Origin of the sequence: Streptomyces sp. ISL-11 (assembly GCF_018614525.1) — a bacterium.
Classification (GTDB): Bacteria; Actinomycetota; Actinomycetes; order Streptomycetales; family Streptomycetaceae; genus Streptomyces.
Genome location: NZ_JAGGOL010000041.1, coordinates 12,340 through 29,271, shown reverse-complemented (window position 1 = coordinate 29,271; position 16,932 = coordinate 12,340). Strand labels below are relative to the sequence as shown.

Annotated in this window: 13 protein-coding genes and 1 pseudogene; 4 read left to right on the top strand and 10 right to left on the bottom strand. The window is 73.3% G+C overall.

From position 1 onward, the window contains the following. Positions 1–35: 35 nt before the first annotated feature. Positions 36–461: a hypothetical protein gene (locus J7E86_RS11165; protein ID WP_215081425.1), complete on the bottom strand. Its 426-nt coding sequence runs from the start codon at positions 459–461 to the stop codon at positions 36–38. A 45-nt stretch (positions 462–506) separates the two neighbouring features. Further along, positions 507–632, bottom strand: a pseudogene (locus tag J7E86_RS31835) (TetR family transcriptional regulator); the annotation flags it as partial. 381 nt (positions 633–1,013) lie between these two features. On the opposite strand from J7E86_RS31835, the gene J7E86_RS11155 reads away from it, so the two are divergent. After that, on the top strand, positions 1,014–1,334 hold the full coding sequence (locus J7E86_RS11155; RefSeq protein ID WP_251018966.1) for a hypothetical protein: 321 nt from the start codon (positions 1,014–1,016) through the stop codon (positions 1,332–1,334). A gap of 79 nt (positions 1,335–1,413) precedes the next feature. Here the strand turns inward: J7E86_RS11155 and J7E86_RS11150 are convergent, their stop codons facing one another. Genes J7E86_RS11150 through J7E86_RS11140 form a run of 3 tightly spaced genes read right to left on the bottom strand, consistent with a single transcriptional unit; the run spans position 1,414 to position 5,570 of the window. Beyond that, positions 1,414–2,280 (bottom strand): ABC transporter permease, encoded by an 867-nt coding sequence (locus J7E86_RS11150; protein WP_215081424.1) that lies wholly within the window; start codon positions 2,278–2,280, stop codon positions 1,414–1,416. After that, a complete protein-coding gene (locus J7E86_RS11145; protein ID WP_215081423.1) occupies positions 2,277–4,988 on the bottom strand; it encodes an alpha/beta fold hydrolase in 2,712 nt (903 codons plus the stop codon). Before J7E86_RS11145 ends, J7E86_RS11150 begins: the two co-directional genes overlap by 4 nt. A gap of 42 nt (positions 4,989–5,030) precedes the next feature. Then, positions 5,031–5,570 (bottom strand): DUF1697 domain-containing protein, encoded by a 540-nt coding sequence (locus J7E86_RS11140; RefSeq protein ID WP_215081422.1) that lies wholly within the window; start codon positions 5,568–5,570, stop codon positions 5,031–5,033. Positions 5,571–5,617: 47 nt separating this feature from the next. Between J7E86_RS11140 and J7E86_RS11135 the strand changes: the two genes are divergently transcribed. The 3 genes from J7E86_RS11135 to J7E86_RS11125 all read left to right on the top strand — a co-directional run bounded on the left by J7E86_RS11135 (position 5,618) and on the right by J7E86_RS11125 (position 8,501). After that, complete coding sequence (locus J7E86_RS11135) at positions 5,618–6,712, top strand: alpha/beta hydrolase family protein (RefSeq protein WP_215081421.1); 1,095 nt, start codon at positions 5,618–5,620, stop codon at positions 6,710–6,712. Between the two features lie 94 nt (positions 6,713–6,806). Further along, positions 6,807–7,853, top strand: a complete 1,047-nt coding sequence (locus J7E86_RS31830; protein ID WP_308312553.1) for a helix-turn-helix transcriptional regulator — start codon at positions 6,807–6,809, stop codon at positions 7,851–7,853. Positions 7,854–7,988: 135 nt separating this feature from the next. Beyond that, positions 7,989–8,501: a hypothetical protein gene (locus tag J7E86_RS11125; RefSeq protein ID WP_215081420.1), complete on the top strand. Its 513-nt coding sequence runs from the start codon at positions 7,989–7,991 to the stop codon at positions 8,499–8,501. A gap of 93 nt (positions 8,502–8,594) precedes the next feature. Here the strand turns inward: J7E86_RS11125 and J7E86_RS11120 are convergent, their stop codons facing one another. The 5 genes from J7E86_RS11120 to J7E86_RS11100 all read right to left on the bottom strand — a co-directional run bounded on the left by J7E86_RS11120 (position 8,595) and on the right by J7E86_RS11100 (position 16,932). Continuing rightward, positions 8,595–11,612: a glycoside hydrolase family 38 C-terminal domain-containing protein gene (locus J7E86_RS11120; RefSeq protein WP_215081419.1), complete on the bottom strand. Its 3,018-nt coding sequence runs from the start codon at positions 11,610–11,612 to the stop codon at positions 8,595–8,597. A 39-nt stretch (positions 11,613–11,651) separates the two neighbouring features. Next, positions 11,652–13,682, bottom strand: a complete 2,031-nt coding sequence (locus J7E86_RS11115) for an endo-beta-N-acetylglucosaminidase (RefSeq protein ID WP_215081418.1) — start codon at positions 13,680–13,682, stop codon at positions 11,652–11,654. A gap of 256 nt (positions 13,683–13,938) precedes the next feature. Then, complete coding sequence (locus J7E86_RS11110) at positions 13,939–15,177, bottom strand: glycosyl hydrolase (protein WP_215081417.1); 1,239 nt, start codon at positions 15,175–15,177, stop codon at positions 13,939–13,941. Between the two features lie 31 nt (positions 15,178–15,208). Continuing rightward, the gene (locus J7E86_RS11105; RefSeq protein ID WP_215081416.1) at positions 15,209–16,039 is read right to left on the bottom strand and encodes a carbohydrate ABC transporter permease; all 831 of its coding nucleotides are present in this window, start codon (positions 16,037–16,039) and stop codon (positions 15,209–15,211) included. Continuing rightward, positions 16,036–16,932, bottom strand: coding sequence for a sugar ABC transporter permease (locus J7E86_RS11100; protein ID WP_308312552.1), 897 nt, complete (start codon positions 16,930–16,932; stop codon positions 16,036–16,038). The genes J7E86_RS11105 and J7E86_RS11100 overlap by 4 nt, the downstream gene beginning before the upstream one ends.

The window sequence follows — 16,932 nt, the reverse complement described above, 5'->3', positions numbered from 1 at the left end:
AGGGGAGGAGGAAGGGTCGGGGGAGCCGGGTGATTTCACGGCAGAACACCTCTGAGTACGGGGGCGACGCCGGCGACGCCGGCCGGCGGGAGGAGGTCCGGATCGGTGGCGGCCAGCAGTGCGGTGCCGCACAGCCAGGCCAGGAGGTGGGCCGCGGCGCCGTCGGCGCCGGCCGCGCGGCGGGGCCGGTCGCGGCCCAGGGCCCGTTGGAGCCGCCCCTGCCAGTCGGCCAGGCCGAACGCCTTGGCCTGCCAGCCCTCGGCGTCGGCGGACCCTTCGGAGGGAGTGCCGGAGGGGCTCGCGGGGGAGGGGGCCTTGCGGTCGGGGCCGTGCGAGGTGTGGAGCGTCAGGGTCAGCAGCGCCCGGAACCGCTCGTCCTCGCGCAACTGCCGCAGCCAGGTGAGGAGAAAGCCGCGCAGCCGCTCTTCCAGCGTGCCGTCGGAGTCCAGGGCGGCCCACACCGGTGCGGTGACGGATTCCCAGGACTCGGCGATGACCGCCGCGTGGAGGTCGGCCTTGTCGGCGAAGTGGTGGTAGACCGCCCCGCGTGTCAGTCCCGCCCGCTGGGCGACGTCGACGAGTTTCGTCGAGGCGACGCCGCGCTCGGCGAAGAGGAAGAGGGCGGCGGTCAGCAGGGCCGCGCGGGTCTGGGCGGCTTCTTCAGCGGTTCTGCGCAGCTGCTATTCATACATGCATGTACGTATGAATAGCAGGTGGCGGGGGCGATGTGGGGCTGTCGCTCCTGCGGCGGTCTCTCAACGCCGGTCAGGCTGAAATACCGCGCCCGGCCACGGAAATCCAGCCCGTTCGGCGATTGAGGACAAGCGGCGCAGCCGCTTCCGGGGCCAGGGGCGGAGCCCCGAAACAGAGGGTGCGACGGAGGGGGCCCGCCCCTCACGCCGCAAGGATGCCGACGACACCTGCCGCACAGGAACGAGACCCTCCTCCACGGGCTCGACATCGCGCGCGGCGCCCGGCTGCCGTGGACGGTCGGGCCGGACGAGGCGCGCCTGGTGATCGGGCAGGTGATGCCGACGATGATGCCGCTGGCCCTGGACACCGCCCGGGCACGGGACGTCGGCATCGCCTTCGACCTCGCCGTCCGGGGAGGTCCACGGCTGGCGGTCGTCATCGAGGACGGGACGGCGACCGTGACCCGCGACGTACCGCCGCGCGCCTACGACTGCCGGATCACGGCCGCGCCGACCGCGTTCCTGCTCGTCTCGTTCCGCCGCACCCCGCTCTGGAAAGCGGTCGCGCGCGGCGGGATACCGGCCGGCGGCCGCAGACCGTGGCTGGCCCCGCGGCTCAGCCGTCTCATCGCCACCCCTTAGGGGTGGTCCGCCGGTCCCGGTGCCACGCCGGGCGGGCCGTGACGGCCGTCCCCTCCGGCCGGCCGGCGACCCGTGCCGGCTAGGACACCACGTCCTTCCCCCGGAAATGCCGGAACGCCAGCGCGACCAGCACCACCCCGTACGCCACGGAAACCGCCGCGCCCTTGACCATCCCGCCCCACTCCGGGTGCGGCTGGAGCACATCCGCCCACGCGTACTGCCAGTGCGCCGGCAGCACGTCCCGCCAGTCCCCGAGCGCCGTCACCGCGTCCAGCACGTTCCCGACGATCGTCAGCCCCACCGCACCGCCGACCGCCCCCAGCGGCGCGTCCGTGACCGTCGAGAGCCAGAACGCCAGCCCCGCCGTCACCAACTGCCCCACGAAGATGTAGCCGACGACGACCGCGAGCCGCCATGTGGCCGTACCGGCCGGCAGCGCACCGCCCGTGGGGATCTGGAGCGGGCCCCAGCCGTACGCGGCCGTGCCCGCCGCCAGCGCGACCAGCGGCAGCAGCACCATCGCGGCCGCGCTGAAGCCCAGCGCCACCGTCAGTTTGCTCAGCAGCAGCCGGGCGCGCGGCACCGGAGCCGCCAGCAGATAACGCAGCGAGGACCAGCTCGCCTCGGACGCCACCGTGTCGCCGCAGAACAGCGCCACCGGCACCACCAGCAGGAAGCCCGCCGAGACGAACAGGCACGTCGCCGCGAAGTTGGCGCCGGAGGCGGTCGCGGTGTCCATCAGGGTGATGCGGCCGTCGCGGCCGCTCGGCTCCCCGCCGATCGCGAAGGCCGCGATCAGCACGAACGGCAGCACCGCCAGCACCGCCGCCACCACCAGCGTGCGGCGCCGCCGCAGCTGCCGCATGGCCTCCACCCGCAACGGCAGTGTGTGCCGCGGGCGGTAGCCCGGCGCGGCGGCGGGCACGGTCTTCTGCGCCGAGCTCATGACGAGCCTCCGATCAGGGTCAGGAACGCGTCCTCCAGGCGGCGGTGCGGACCCACGCGCGCCACCGGGACCTCCAGCCTGACCAGCTCCACCAGCAGTTCCGGCGCCCTCATGCCGTCGAGCCGCACCAGCAGCCCCTCGTCACCGGGGACGGCGGAGGCGATGCCCGGCAGCGCGGCCACCTTCTCCACGAGCGGCTCCGTCAGTTCGCCCTCCACACCCACCAGCAGCGTGTCGCCCGAGCCCACGATGTCCGCGACCGGCCCGGCGGTCACCAGCCGGCCGCGGTCCATCACCACCAGATGCGTACAGGACTGTTCGACCTCGGCGAGGAGATGACTGGAGACGATCACGGTCCGGCCGGCTGCCGCGTAGCGGATCATCACCTCGCGCATCTCGCGGATCTGCGGCGGGTCCAGACCGTTGGTCGGCTCGTCCAGGATCAGCAGATCCGGCAGGCCCAGCATCGCCTGCGCGATCGCCAGCCGCTGCCGCATGCCCTGGGAGTACGTGCGCACCGCGCGCTCCAGCGCGGAGCCCAGCCCGGCGATCTCCAGGGCCTCCTCGACGTGCGCGTCCTCGGCCGGCCGGCCGGTCGCCCGCCAGTACAGGTCGAGGTTGGCCCGCCCGGACAGGTGCGGCAGGAACCCCGCCCCCTCCACGAACGCCCCGACGCGTGAGAGCACCGGCGCGCCCGGCCGGACGGCGTGCCCGAAGACCCGCACCTCCCCGCCGTCGGGCCGGATGAGGCCCATGAGCATGCGCAGCGTGGTCGTCTTGCCCGCGCCGTTCGGCCCGAGCAGCCCCAGCACCTGTCCCCGCTCGACCCGGAACGACAACTCCCGCACGGCGTACCGGTCGGCGGACCTGGCGTACCGCTTGCTCAGCTCCGTGATCTGCAACGGCACGTCCGCGAGCGCCGGATCGGGCGCGGGCGCGGCGGTCCGCCGGCGCCCGGTCAGCAGTACGGCCGCCGCGACGGCCGCGCCGCCCAGCGGCAGGCCCCACGTCCACCAGGGCAGCGCCGCCGACGCCGTCCGCACCCCTGGCGCGGTCGGCACGCTCAGGCCCTCACCGGCCAGGGCGACGGTGTACGTGGCCGGCCGGACCGGCGAGGCGTAGCCGAGGTCGGTGGCGGCGAGCACGAGCCGCATCCGGTGCCCCGACTCGAAGGTGTGGTCGATGGCGGGCAGCCGCACCTCGACCGTCCTGCCGTCCCGGGCGTCGTCGACACGCACCGGGGTGACGAGCTGTCCGGGCAGCACCTGCTGCCCGTCGGGCCCGACGTCGTAGACCTTGGCGAAGAGGACCGCCTCCCCGCTGTCCGAGGCGACCTTCACCTTGACGGTGGGGGAGCCGGTGACGCGGACGCCCTCGGTGAGCCGCGCCGAGTCGAAACGGGCGTACTGGCCGGGGAAGTCCAGGGAGACGCCCACGCCCAGCCCCGACAGCCGGGCGAGGCCGCCCATGCCGGGCACCGCCGAGATCGCCGGGGGCGTCGCGCCCGCAGGGCTGCCGAAGGTCTGCGGGCGGCCGGCCAGGGCGACCGGCCGGGTGTCGTCGCGCAGCCCCGGATAGCGGTCGCCGCTCGCGCCGCGCAACCGCGCCTTGCCGTCGGTGGTGTCGATGCCCCCGGTCCGGCTGACCCGGAACGCCGGGCCGGTGTCCGCGCCGGCGTCGTCCTTGAGGTAATGGTCGAACCACGCGCGCGTGCGCCGCTCCACGCGGCCGTCCTCGCCGATGCCGCCGCTGTCGTGACCGCCGGCGACCCAGTCGACGGCGACGGGCGCGCCGTTGCGGCCGATGGCCCGGGCGGCGGCGTCGGACTGGCCGAGGGGGAAGAGCGAGTCGCTCTGGCCCTGGACGAGGAGCGTGGGCACCTTGATCCGGTCGGCGACCGCCGAGGGGCTGCGGCGCTCCAGCAGCTCACGCGCCGCCGCGTCCGGCTTCCCGGCCACCGCCACCCGCTCGTACATGGCGCACAGCGTCGTCTCGAACCGCCCGCAGCCGCCCTGCCCCGGCGGCGGGACGGGCGCGGCCTTGCCACCGGTGCCCGCGAGCGCGCCGACGCCGGAACCGCCGGTGAAGAAGATCCCGGACCAGAGCTTCTTGAACACACCGTCCGGGAAGAGCGAATCGGCCAGGTTCCAGTACGTGATCTGCGGGGCGATGGCGTCGACGCGCTTGTCGTGACCGGCCGCCAGCAGCGCGACCGCACCACCGTACGAGGCGCCCGCGACGCCCACCCGGGGGTCGCCCGCCGCGTCGAGCCGCACCTCCGGACGCGCGGCCAGCCAGTCGATCAGCCGGCTCACGTCGGCGACCTCGCGGCCGGGGTCGTTCAGACCGATCCGGCCGGAGGACTGCCCGAAGCCCCGCGCGGACCACGTCAGCACGGCGTAGCCGTCCCGCGCCAGCCCCTCCGCCTGCCGGCGCAGATCGTCCTTGCTGCCCCCGAAGCCGTGCGCCAGCAGGACCGCCGGCCTGCGGCCCGTACCGCCGGAGGTGAAGAACGAGGTGTCGACGCGCACCGTGTCCCGGCCGGCCGGTGCCTCGGGCATCGTCAGGAACCGGTCCTCGCGGTGCACGGCCGGCTCGCCCGGACCGGTGGCCGACGCCACGGTCCAGGTGCCCGCCCCGGCGAGCACGGCACCGGCGGCGACGGCCGTGAGCAGCCGCCCGCGCCGTCGGGGGAAACGGAGTTTCATGTCCGCATGCTAAGCGGAGCCGCCGTACACCTGTCCGGGCGGTCAGTCCTCCGCCATCGCGGCGAGCTTGGTGACCGTGTTCCAGTTGCGCGCCGTGCCCACCCTGCCCAGCCGCCGTTCCGTCAGCGTCTTCGCCAGCCTGGAGTCCCGGATGCCGTTCGCGCAGTGGAGGTAGACCTCCCGCTCACCGAGGGCGAACTCCTCGGGCGCGTACGCCGCCGGATCCAGTCCGGAGACGGCCGCCGGGTCGGCGGGCGCGTCCAGGAACGTCACCAGGAAGCGCGCGGGATCGACTTCCCGTCCGGCGAACGGATTGCCGTCAACCACCCGGCGTATGTCACCCGCGCTGCGCACCAGGCAGCGCACGGACAGCCCAAGCTCCCGCGAGATCGCCCGCTCCAGTCCGGCGGCCAGCGACTCCTCGTCGGCGTCCGGGTGCGTGAACACGGCGTTGCCGCTGTTGAGATGGGTACGGACCGCCTCGCAGCCCAGACCCGTCAGCATCTCCCGCAGGGTCTGCATGGGAACCCGCTGCTTACCGCCCACATTGATGCCGCGCAACAGCGCCACGTACGTCGTCACACCCTCACCGTAATATGCGCCGCATCACCGATGTGGAGGGGGTTCGCATGGTGCACAAGGCGTGGTGGGGAAGACGCGGTGGCGGGACGCGGGCCGGGTGGGCCCTGGCCGTCCTCGCGCTGCTGCTGCCGGTGGCGGGGACGCAGCGGGTCGAGGCCGCCGCCCCCGCCGGCAACCCGGCCCACGTGGTCCGGGAAGTGCGGGTCGATGACCGGATGCTCGATCTCGCGGTCGCCTCGCCCGAGATCGACGCCCCGTCGAAATGGGTGCGGCTGCTGCTGCCCCGGGGCTGGTCCAGGGACGCCGAACGGACCTGGCCCACGCTGTGGATGCTCCACGGCAGCGGAGGCGACCACCGTGACTGGACGGACCACACCCACATCGAGGAGCTCGCCGCCCGCCGCGACGTCATCGTCGTCATGCCGGAGACCAGCGGATGCAGCTCGTACAGCGACTGGTACAACGACGGCCGGTGGGGCGCCCCGGCGTGGGAGACCTACCTCCTGGACGAACTGCGGCCCCTGCTGGAGCGCGACTACCGGGCCGGCACCCGGCGGGCCGCCGTCGCGGGCCTGTCGATGGGCGGCCACGGCGCCCTGAAGCTCGCCGCCGCACGACCGGGCGCCTTCAAGGCCGCGGCCTCCTACAGCGGCGCCGTCAGCCCGCTCCACCAGGCGACCGACGGCGGACCCAGCGGCCCCGACGCCGTCAAGCTCGGCGGCCTCATCTGCCTGACGGACTGGAAGCGGGTATGGGGCGAACCCGGTTACCCCTTCGACACCACCGACCCCCGGGACCTGCGCCAGCAGTGGCTGTGGAAGCGGAACAGCCCGGTCGAGCGGGCGGCCTCGCTCGCCGGCACGGCGCTGTACCTCTCCTACGGCAACGGCACCGACGAGGGCCCGCGCTGGAAGTGGGGCGACCCGCCACCGCCCGCCTCCCGCTGCACCGACCCGGCCACACCCGGCATGGAACTGATCGAACGCCTCATCCACGGCGAGAACCGGCAACTGCGCGCGGCACTGACCCGGCACGGCATCCCGGCCACGGTCTGCGCCCACACCGGCGTCCACACCTGGCCGTACTGGGAACGCGAGCTGTCGGCGTCGTTCCCGATGCTGATGGGGGCGATCGGGGGATAGCGCCCTGGAGCGCCGGGCGGGCTTCGTCCTCGGAAGCCATGTCATCGGGAGCCCGCCCCTGGACTGGCTTCGGGGGCGGGGCCATAGTCGAGGCGTGGGGGATGCGGACGGGGTGGCTCGTTGCCTGGAGGCGGCGGTAGGCGAACGTTTCGTACGGGACGAACTGGCCGCGCTGGTTTCCGAGGCTGTCCACCCGTGGGTCGCGCACGACGGGTTGCGTCTGTTCGGGATGAATCCCGTCACCGGCGCCGTCTCGTTCGGTTTCCTGCACGATTTCAGCCCCGATCTCGTACAGGCGCAGTTGTTCGATGCCTATCTGGGTGAGGACCCTTTCAGCCCCGCCGACATCACCCGGCAGCCGAAGCCGGTGGGACTGTTCGACGGCAACCATCGTTCCACTCCAGGACACCGGAGTGTGCTGAGCACTCTGGCTGCATCCGGAGCCGGGTGCGAGGCGCGGCTGCTGCTGCGCAACGGCCAGGGGCTGTGGGGCCTGCTGGCCTTGATACGAGAATCGGGCAGCAGACCCTTCGACCAGGACGACGCCGCCCGGCTGGCCCGGCTCTCCCCGCTGCTGATCGCCCTCCTGCGCGGGTACGCCGCCGCGGGGTCACCTCCGCGTGGCGCACATCTCCCGGCGGGAGTCGCCATCGTCGGTGCCGACCACCGGATACGTTCCCTCACTCCCGAAGCACGCGCATGGATGGGGGAGATCAGTCCGGCACGCGGCCTGGCGCCGGAGTGGATGCCTCATGTGTCGATGCTGGAGATATCCCTGGCCGCGCGGCGTCACCTCATCGACCCGGGCGCACCGCGCCCGGTCGCCTGTAGTCCCACGGCGTTTCTCGGACGGCGGGTCGCCGTTCACGCCCAGCCCCTCGACGAGGACGGCAAGGGCGATGTCGCCGTGGTCTTCCAGGAAGCCACCGGTGCCCTGCTCCTGCCCACGTTCGCGGCCTGGCACGGCCTGACCGCCCGCGAGAGCCTGGTCCTCCAGCACCTGTACTCCGGGTCGGCTCCCAAGCAGATCGCCCGCGGTATCCAGGTCTCCCTGCACACCGTCAACACCCACGTGAAAGCGGTGTTCCGGAAGACCGGTGTCAGCGGCCGCGATGAACTGCTCGCCGCGCTCGACTCCTGATCGCTGCTTTCGCCGGCCGGATCACGCCAGGGCCGTCACTCCGGCCTCCCCAATTCTGGGGATGCCGGAACGACTTCGACCGGGGTCATAGTCGTGCTGACCGAGCACCGAGCAGTCAACGGGAGGGGAACGATCATGGCGCACGCGATGCGCAAGAGGACGGCGGGCACGGTGATGATATTGGGCCTGATGGTGTCCGGCATCGGCGTGGGGACGGCCCAGGCGGCCGGGACGCCCCATGCCGTGCGGACGGCTCAGGCACAGACGCGGGCCGAGGCGACGCTGACGGCGGTCGAGGTGACCTTCTACACCACCTACGACAACAAGGACCACGACACGAAGGTCTTCACGTCGGTGACGGACAACACCAACAAGACCATCGGGACCCTCGGCGAGCACTTCGGCGACGACGAGTTCTCGGACGGGGACGCCGACGGCCCGTACGCCCTGAGTCTGACAGAGCCCGCCACGTGGTCGGCCATGCGCGACGGACGGCTGCGCATCAGAATCGAGCCCGTCGGCAGGGACACCTGGAAGCTCAACGTCCGGTCGACCCTGTTCTTCTCCGACGGTACCCGGCGCCATGCCGACCAGGACAACCTGGCTCCGAGCCAGCGCAACCGCCAGGTCGACGTCCCCATCGCCTGACCGGCGTTGACATGACGGGCGCACTCCTGCCCGCTTCGTGATCGCCGGGCAGGCTCGATCGAGCCTGCCCGGCGAGCGATGGAGGGCGGGCCGTCACGCCCGACGGAGACGCAGCGTGACGATCTCGAACGGCCGGAACGCCAGCGGAACGCCCCCGTCGGACAGTTCCGCCGAGCCCACCGCCCGCTCCAGCAGATCGCACACACTCACCGCCGCCACATCGAAGCCCGCCGCGAGGCGAACCCGCGCCCGCCCGCCCAGCGACTCGTACAGCCGCACCACCACGTCCCCGCTGCCGTCGTCCGCGAGTTTGACGGCCGACACCACGACGGCGTCGCCCGTCACCGACACCAGCGGCTCCACGCCCGTGGACCCCGCCACGCTCCGCTCGGGCAGATTGATCCGGTACCCCTCCCGCACCGCGTCCCCCACGGACGCGCCCGGCACCAGCGCGTACCGGAAGCGGTGCGTGCCCTGGTCGGTGCGCGGGTCCGGGAAGCGCGGGGCCCGCAGCAGGGAGAGCCGGACCGTCGTCGTGGTCCCGGTATTCGCCTCGCGCACGGTGCGCGTCACGTCGTAGCCGTACGTCGAGTCGTTGACCACCGCCACCCCCCAGCCCGGCTCCTCCAGGTGGACGAACCGGTGCGCGCACGCCTCGAACTTCGCCGCCTCCCAGCTGGTGTTGGTGTGCGTGGCGCGGTAGAGGTGGCCGAACTGGGTCTCGGCCGCCGCCCGGTCGGCGTGCAGGTCCAGGGGGAACGCGGCCTTGAGGAATTTCTCCGTCTCGTGCCAGTCGACCCGCGTCTCGACGTCCAGCCGCCCCACACCGGCCGGCAGCGACAGCCACTGCTCCACCCGCGAGGACCCGAAGGCCCGCACCACGCGCACGGCACCCTCGCCGGTCGGCTCCAGCGTCTCGACGTCCGTCAGGTCGGTCACCGCGTTGCGGTAGAAGTGGTCGACGTCCCAGGCGTCCCACATGTTGGGGAAGTCCTGGTGGAGCTGGAGCAGATTGGCGGCCGCCCCGGGGGCGACCGTCTCCCGGTCCGCCCGCCGGTCGTACACGGAGACCACGAGCCCCCGGCCGTCGATCTCCACCCGCAGCAGGCCGTTGTCGAGAACGAAGCCGCCGCCCTCGCGCGGCCCGGCCTGTGCGGGGGCCGGACCGTCGGCGCCCGCCACGGCGGCGCCGTGCGCCTGCGTGCCGCCGCGCGCGTGCGGTGCCGCGTTGAAGACGACCGTGCCACCGTCCGCGCCGGCACCGGCCAGCGCCGCCAGCGCGCCCCCGATGATCTCCTCCAGCTCCGCCGCCACCGCCGCGTACGTCGCCGCCGCCTCCCGGTGCACCCACGCGATCGAGGTGCCGGGCAGGATGTCGTGGAACTGGTGCAGCAGCACCGTCTTCCACAGCCGGTCCAGCGCCTCGTACGGATAGGGCAGTCCCGCCCGTACGGCCGCCGTCGCCGCCCACAGCTCGGCCTCGTGCAGCAGGTGCTCGGAGCGGCGGTTGCCCCGCTTGGTCCGGGCCTGGCTGGTCAGCGTCGCGCGGTGCAGCTCCAGATACAGCTCGCCGACCCACACCGGGGCGTGCCCGTACTCGGCGTGCGCCTTCTCGAAGAACGCCGAGGGTTTCTCGAAGACGACCCGCGCCGACCCCTCCAGGTCCGCCAGCCGCCTCGCCCGTGCCAGCATCTCGCGCGTCGTGCCCCCGCCGCCGTCGCCCCACCCGGTCGGCGCGAGCGACCGCGTCGCGCCGCCCTTCTCCCGGAAGTTGCGGACCGCGTGCGCGACCTCCCGGCCCGACAGCCGGGAGTTGTAGGTGTCGATCGGCGGGAAGTGCGCGAAGACCCGGGTGCCGTCCAGGCCCTCCCACCAGAAGGTGTGGTGCGGGAACTTGTTGGTCCGGCTCCACGAGATCTTCTGCGTCAGGAACCACTTCGAGCCCGACAATTTCACCAGTTGGGGCAGCGCGGCGGAGTAGCCGAACGAGTCCGGCAGCCAGACCTCCTCCGTCTCGATCCCGAACTCCTCCAGGAAGAACCGCTTGCCGTGCACGAACTGCCGCGCCAGCGCCTCCGACCCCGGCATGTTCGTGTCCGACTCCACCCACATGCCGCCGACGGGTACGAACCGCCCGTCGGCGACCGCCTTCTTCACCCGCGCGTACACCTCGGGCCGGTGCTCCTTGATCCAGGCGAACTGCTGTGCCTGCGACATCGCGTAGACGAAGCCCGGTTCGTCCTCCAGCAGGGCGGTCATGTTGGCGGTCGTACGGGCCACCTTGCGCACCGTCTCGCGCAGCGGCCACAGCCAGGCCGAGTCGATGTGCGCGTGGCCCACCGCGCTGATCCGGTGGGCGGAGGCGTGCGCGGGGGCGGACAGCACGTCCGCGAGCCGCTCGCGGGCCCGTGCCGCCGTGCCACCGACGTCCTGGAGATCGACGGCGTCCAGCGCCCGCTCCACGGCCCGCAGGATCTCCCAGCGGCGCGGCGCGTCCACCGACAGCTCGGCCATCAGCTCGCCCAGCACCTCCAGGTCCTGCACCAGCTCCCACACCGTCCGGTCCAGGACGGCCAGGTCCATGCGGGCCAGCCGGTAGCGCGGCGCGGCGTCCGCCGTCTCCCGGTCGCCCAGCTCGGTCGGCCGGAACGGCCGGTAGTCCAGGATCACGGGATTCGACGACGCCTCGATGTGCAGCAGCACCTCCTCGCCGCCCGCCGCCCTCTCGACGATCCGCACCCACTGGTTGCGCGGGTTGAGGCCCTTCACCGGCGAGCCGTCCGGGCGGTAGACGAGGCCCTCGCACTGGAACCCCGGCATGTTCTCGTCGAAGCCCAGGTCGAGCAGCGCCTCCACCGTCCGGCCCGCCCACTCCCGCGGCACCCGCCCGGCCACGGTGAACCAGCTCGTACCCCACGGCGGCCCCCACTCGGCCCCCACCTCGATGGGCGTGCGCCGCGCCGCCAGCCCCTCGGCGACGGGCACGGGCTCGCCCGGCGCGTGCCACACGGAGACGGTCAGCGGCACCGACTCCGGGTACACGGCGGGCCGGATCCGCTCCTCCAGCACGCGCTGCAGTCGGGCTTCGGTGATCGCGCGGTCGTTGTGCATGAATCGGTGTCCTCACGCAGAAGGGCTGTCGACGAAGGGCTACCAGCGGACGCTGACGGACGCGGGTGCCGAGGAGGCGTACAGCTCGTCCACGGCGCGCACCTCGACGCGGGTGGTCGCCTCGCCGGCCGCGCGGCGCAGGGCCGCGACGTAGTAGGCATGCCCACAGGTGCCACCGAGGAAGCGGCGCCCCCCGCCGGGCAGGACCTGGCACAGCTCGTAATGGCGTAAGGGCCCGGGCGACGCGGGCCACGCGAGCCGCAGGGCCGCGGTGCCGTCGGGGTTCGGCCGGGACGCCTTGACGACCAGACCGCCCGGCCGGGCGGGCGCGGCCGGCGCCGCGTCCCGTACGGCGAGACCACCCAGCCGCCACCGCACGACCCCGCCGCCCGGTGAGGTGAGCCGGACCCCCAGCGCGTGGACCGTCCGCCCGGCGCCGGTGCGCGACAGCGCGCCGACCCGCAGCGTCGCCGTCGTCCAGCCCCGCCCGCCCGCCGGAAGCTCTCCGGCGGGCACGTACACGAAGCCGTCACCCTCCTCCGGCGCCACCGCCAGCTCCACGCGCACAGCCGCCGAGCCGGGGTCGGAGCGGTGCGCGAGCTCCACGACCGTCGCGGCCGACAGCGGCAGCCGCGTCCGGTACAGCTCCACCGTGGCCGGTTCGGTGAGCCGGCCGTCGGCGAGCAGGCTGCTGCCGCCGCGCCAGGCGTCGGCGAAGTCGAAGCCCACGGCGGGCCGGGCGCCTTGTGTGTGGATCACCCAGCGGCGGCCGGGCAGCCGGTCCTGGAGCCCCAGGTGGTTCCACGCCGTGTCGGAGGTGACCAGGCCCCGCTCGTACCAGGCCGTGCCGTGACCGGTGTTGAAGCTCGTGGCGAAGGGCAGCGCGGTGACCGTCGACCGGTCCGCGACGGACGCGGCCGGCGGGCGCCACGGGCCGGTGTCCGGGGCGGCCGGGTCGAGGGAGTGCCCGGACCAGAACCGGTCGTCGCGCGCGTGGAAGGCGGCGGGGGAGCGTCCGCCGGCCGGGAGGGACCTCCAGGTCCACTCGGGGCGGTAGAAGCCGTACGAGGTGCGGTGCGGCCCGCCCGCCGGGACGACCGCGTCCCAGTCGACCCGGGTGTCCCAGCCGTTCGCCTCGACGTCGATGCCGGCCCACAGCTCGTACCGGTCCCGTCCGAGGCGCTCCGCGAGCTCCGCCGAGGAGAGCAGACCGGATCGGTCCCAGCCGAAGTTGAGGAACATGGTGCCGGCGGCCCGGAAGAAGGGGGAGTTGTGCTCATTGAGCCGGTTCTGCCAGGCGATGTCGCCGGAGACGGCCATCGCGTCGTACCAGGTGACCCGCAGGCCCTCGCCGCGTTCCCGCAGCCGGGCGACGAAGTCCCGCATGTCCGCGGCCAGCGCGGCGTCGCCGCCACCGGTCTCGGCGTTGACGAACCACCCGTCGAAGCCGTACGCCCGTGCCACCCGCACCAGCTGGTCGGCCAGCGGGAAGCCGCCGTCGGCGCCCCTGCGCAGCAGCTCGCGCGTCCAGCGCAGCTGCCCGCCGTACGCGGCCGGCGGCAGGAACACCGTGCCGAGGACGGGCACGCCGTTGCGGTGCGCGGCGTCGACGACGGGCGCGTTCGGCGCCAGGATCAGCCCCTCGTCCGACGAACCGCCCCAGAAGACCAGTTCGTCGAGGTAGGCCCAGTGCGTCAGCGCGTAGTGGTCGGCGGTGGCGGAACCCTGCGAGGGATTGGCGGAGGTGGTGGCGAAGGCGGCCAGCGCACAGATCCGGGCCTGCCCGGCCCGCGCGCTCGCGTTGGCGGGCGGGGGAGTGAACCGGCCGGCGAGCGGAACGGCGGACCGGTTGAACGCCAGGTCGGAATCGCTCTCGGGCGCCCACTCCCGCAGACTCCGCCACACCACCCCGGGCCGCGGCACCCCGGAGGGCGGGCTGTCGGGAAACCAGTAGGAGGCGTACGGCTGAAGGGAACCGGCGGCGACGACGCGCCCGGGAGCCGCCGACGCGAGGGCGACTCCACCGGCGAGGACGACCGTGCGACGGGTGGGACCGGAGGGCGTGCTCATGAGGCTCCATTCCGTGCGATCAAGTCACGTCGTTGTGGCACCTGAGGCCGTGGGCCCGGTCATCGACTTCGACCGGCGTTCGAGAACCGAGGGCCACCCCATCAAGCCCGTCCGGCGTTTGAGGACACCGTTACCGCGGGGCGGATCGCCATGACGGTCCCCCAGCCCGTCCGGCGCTTGAGGACCGGGCCCGGGGCCGCGCCCCGGTTGAGGGAAGGGGCGGGGCGGGGAAAACCCAACGCACCAACCACCCCGCCTACCCCACATCCCCCACCGCCACCACCTCCCCAATCCCCCGAGCCCGCAAATGCCCCCCATCCCCCGCCAACGAAGCCAGCACCACCGCCGGCCTCCCCCCACCGGAGGCAACCCGCATCCACGCCGAGAAGAACGCACCCCCCGGCCCGCACACCCCCCGCCCGGGCGCCCCCTCTCCGTCCCCCACGTCCAGCACCACCCCCGTCCGCCGCACCGCCGCCGCCCGGTCCTTCTCCCGCCACTCCCGCGCGACGCGGGCGAACGCCTCACCCGCCGGCTTGACCCGCCGGTCATGGGTGAGCAGCCCCAGCCCGTACTCCAGCTCGGGAAAATCCGCGAGCGCGCGGTCCACGTCGTGCGAGCACCACCACGTGACCCCCCACAGGCCGGGGCAGTCCAGCGCGTGGGCGAGCGTCGCCCGCGTGAAGGCCGCCGCCCGCTCGGGCGGTACGTGCGGGGCGGGCGCCCCGACCTCCTGGAGCCACACCGGGCGCCCGGGATCCTCGGCCCACGCCTTGGAGAGCTCCACCAGATACGCGGCATGCCGCTCCGTCGCCGCCCCGTCGCCACCATGCCGCTGTGCGGTGCCGTTGAAGACCCAGGAGTGGACGGCGGTCATGGCGCCGAGCCGCGCGGAGTGCGCGGGCGTGAAGGGATGCGTGCCGTCGTACCAGGCGGCGTCGTACGAGGCGAGCAGGTGCGCGCGGCCGGGGGCGCCCTCCTCGCACGCGTCGAGCATCCGCCGCAGCCACCGCTCCGCCTGGTCGGGCCGGATCCGGTCGGGGTCGGGGTGGGGGTCGCCGGAGAACTGGTTGAACTCGTTGCCGACGGTCACGCCGAGGAAGTGCGGCCGGTCGGCGAGGGCGCCGGCGAGGGCGGACAGGTAGGACGCCTGGGCCTCGACGACATCCGGGTCGGTGAAGAGGTTCCGGCGGTGCCAGGTGGTGGTCCAGGAAGGGACGAAGTCGAAGCTGGAGAGGTGGCCCTGGAGGCCGTCGACGCCGACGTCGAGGCCGCGTTCGCCGGCCGCGTCCACGAGCCGGCCGAGCTGGTCGAGGGCGCGCGGCCTGATCAGGGTGCGGTTGGGCTGGAAGAGCGGCCACAGGGGGAAGACCCGGATGTGGTCCAGGCCGAGTACGGCGAGGGAGTCGAGGTCGGCGCGGATGTCGTCGAGGTCGAAGTCGAGCCAGTGGTGGAACCAGCCGCGGGTGGGCGTGTAGTTGACGCCGAAGCGCATACGGGTCCGTCCCTTCGGGCGGTCGGGGTGGTCAGCCCTTGACGGCGCCTTCGCCGACGCCGCGGAAGAAGTACCGCTGGAGGCAGGCGAACATCACGATCAGCGGTGCGACGGCGATGACGGTGCCGGCGGCGACCAGGCGGGGGTCCTGCTGGAAGGTGCCGTGCAGGAAGTTCAGGCCGACGGTCAGGGTGAAGCGGTCGGCGTCGGAGAGGACGATCAGCGGCCACAGGAAGTCGTCCCACGCGCCCATGAACGCGAAGATCGCGACGACGGCGAGGGTGCCGCGCACCGACGGCAGCGCGATCCGGGTGAACCGCTGCCACACGTTCGCGCCGTCGATGACGGCCGCCTCCTCGACCTCCTGGGGAAGCCCGGCGAAGGCGTTGCGCATCAGCAGCACGTTCAGCGCGCCGACGGCGCCGGGCAGGACGACGGCGATGAGGGTGTTGTTGAGGTGGAGGTCGCGCATCATGGTGAACTGCGCGATGAGGATGGACTCCAGGGGTACCAGCAGGGCCGCCACGAAGGCGAGTCCGGCGATCCTCCGGCCGCGGAAGCGCAGCCGGGCGAGCGCGTATCCGGCCAGGGAGGCGCCGACGAGATTGGTGACCACGCTGGCCGCGGCGACCCGGAGCGAGTTCAGGGCGTAGTCCCAGACGGGGATGATGTCGGCGACGCCGGAGTAGTTCGCGAGGGTGGGGTGCTCGGGGAGGAAGCCGGGCGGATAGGTGTAGATGTCCTCGGTGGTGCTCTTGAGCGAGGTCGACAGCTGCCAGAGGAACGGGCCGACGGTGAGGGCCAGCACGGCGAGCAGCAGCGCGTACCGCAGGGCCCTTTGCCGGCCGGACGTCCCGTTCACGCGTCGGCGTCCTTCCGGCCGGCCCGCAGGACCAGGAGCATCAGCAGCAGGGTGACGGCGAAGACGACCAGCGAGAGGGCGCTGGCGTAGCCGACGCGCCCGTTGAGGCCGGTGCCGGTGCGCTGGACGAGCATGACCAGGGTGGTGTCCTGTCCGGCCGGCCCGCCGGTGGGTCCGGCCAGCAGGTAGACCTCGGAGAACACCTTGAACGCGGCCACCGACGACAGCGCGCCGACCAGGACCATGGTGGAGCGCACGGCGGGCACCGTGACGCTCACGAAGCGGCGTACGGTGCCCGCCCCGTCGACGGCGGCCGCCTCGTACAGCTCGCGGGGGACGTTCGCGAGCGCCGCCAGGTAAATGATCATGTAGTAGCCGAGGCCCTTCCACACCGTCAGCGCCATCGCGCTGAACAGCAGCAGCCACTGGTCGCCGAGGAAGGCCACCGGGCCGGCCCCCAGGACGCGCAGGATGCCGTTGACCAGGCCGCGGTCGTCCAGCATCCACCCCCAGATCAGCGACACCACGACGACGGAGGCCACCACCGGGGTGTAGAACGCCGCCCGGAAGAAGGCGACGCCGGGAAGCCGCTTCCCGACCAGCAGCGCCAGCAGCAGGGGCAGCAGTACGGTGCAGGGCACGACCAGCACGACGTACAGGCCGCTGTTGCGCAGGGCCACCCAGAACTGTTCGTCCTCCAGCATGTCCTGGAAGTTCCGCGGCCCCACCCAGCCGCCCGGGGTGAGCGTGCGCGCGTCGGTGAACGCCTGATGGACGGTGGTGAGGAAGGGGTAGAGGCTGAAGGCGGCGACGACCGCGAGACCGGGCAGCAGGAACAGCCAGGGGCTGGCCGCCCGGTGCGCGCGGACGCCGTGTGCGGGCTGTCCGGCCAC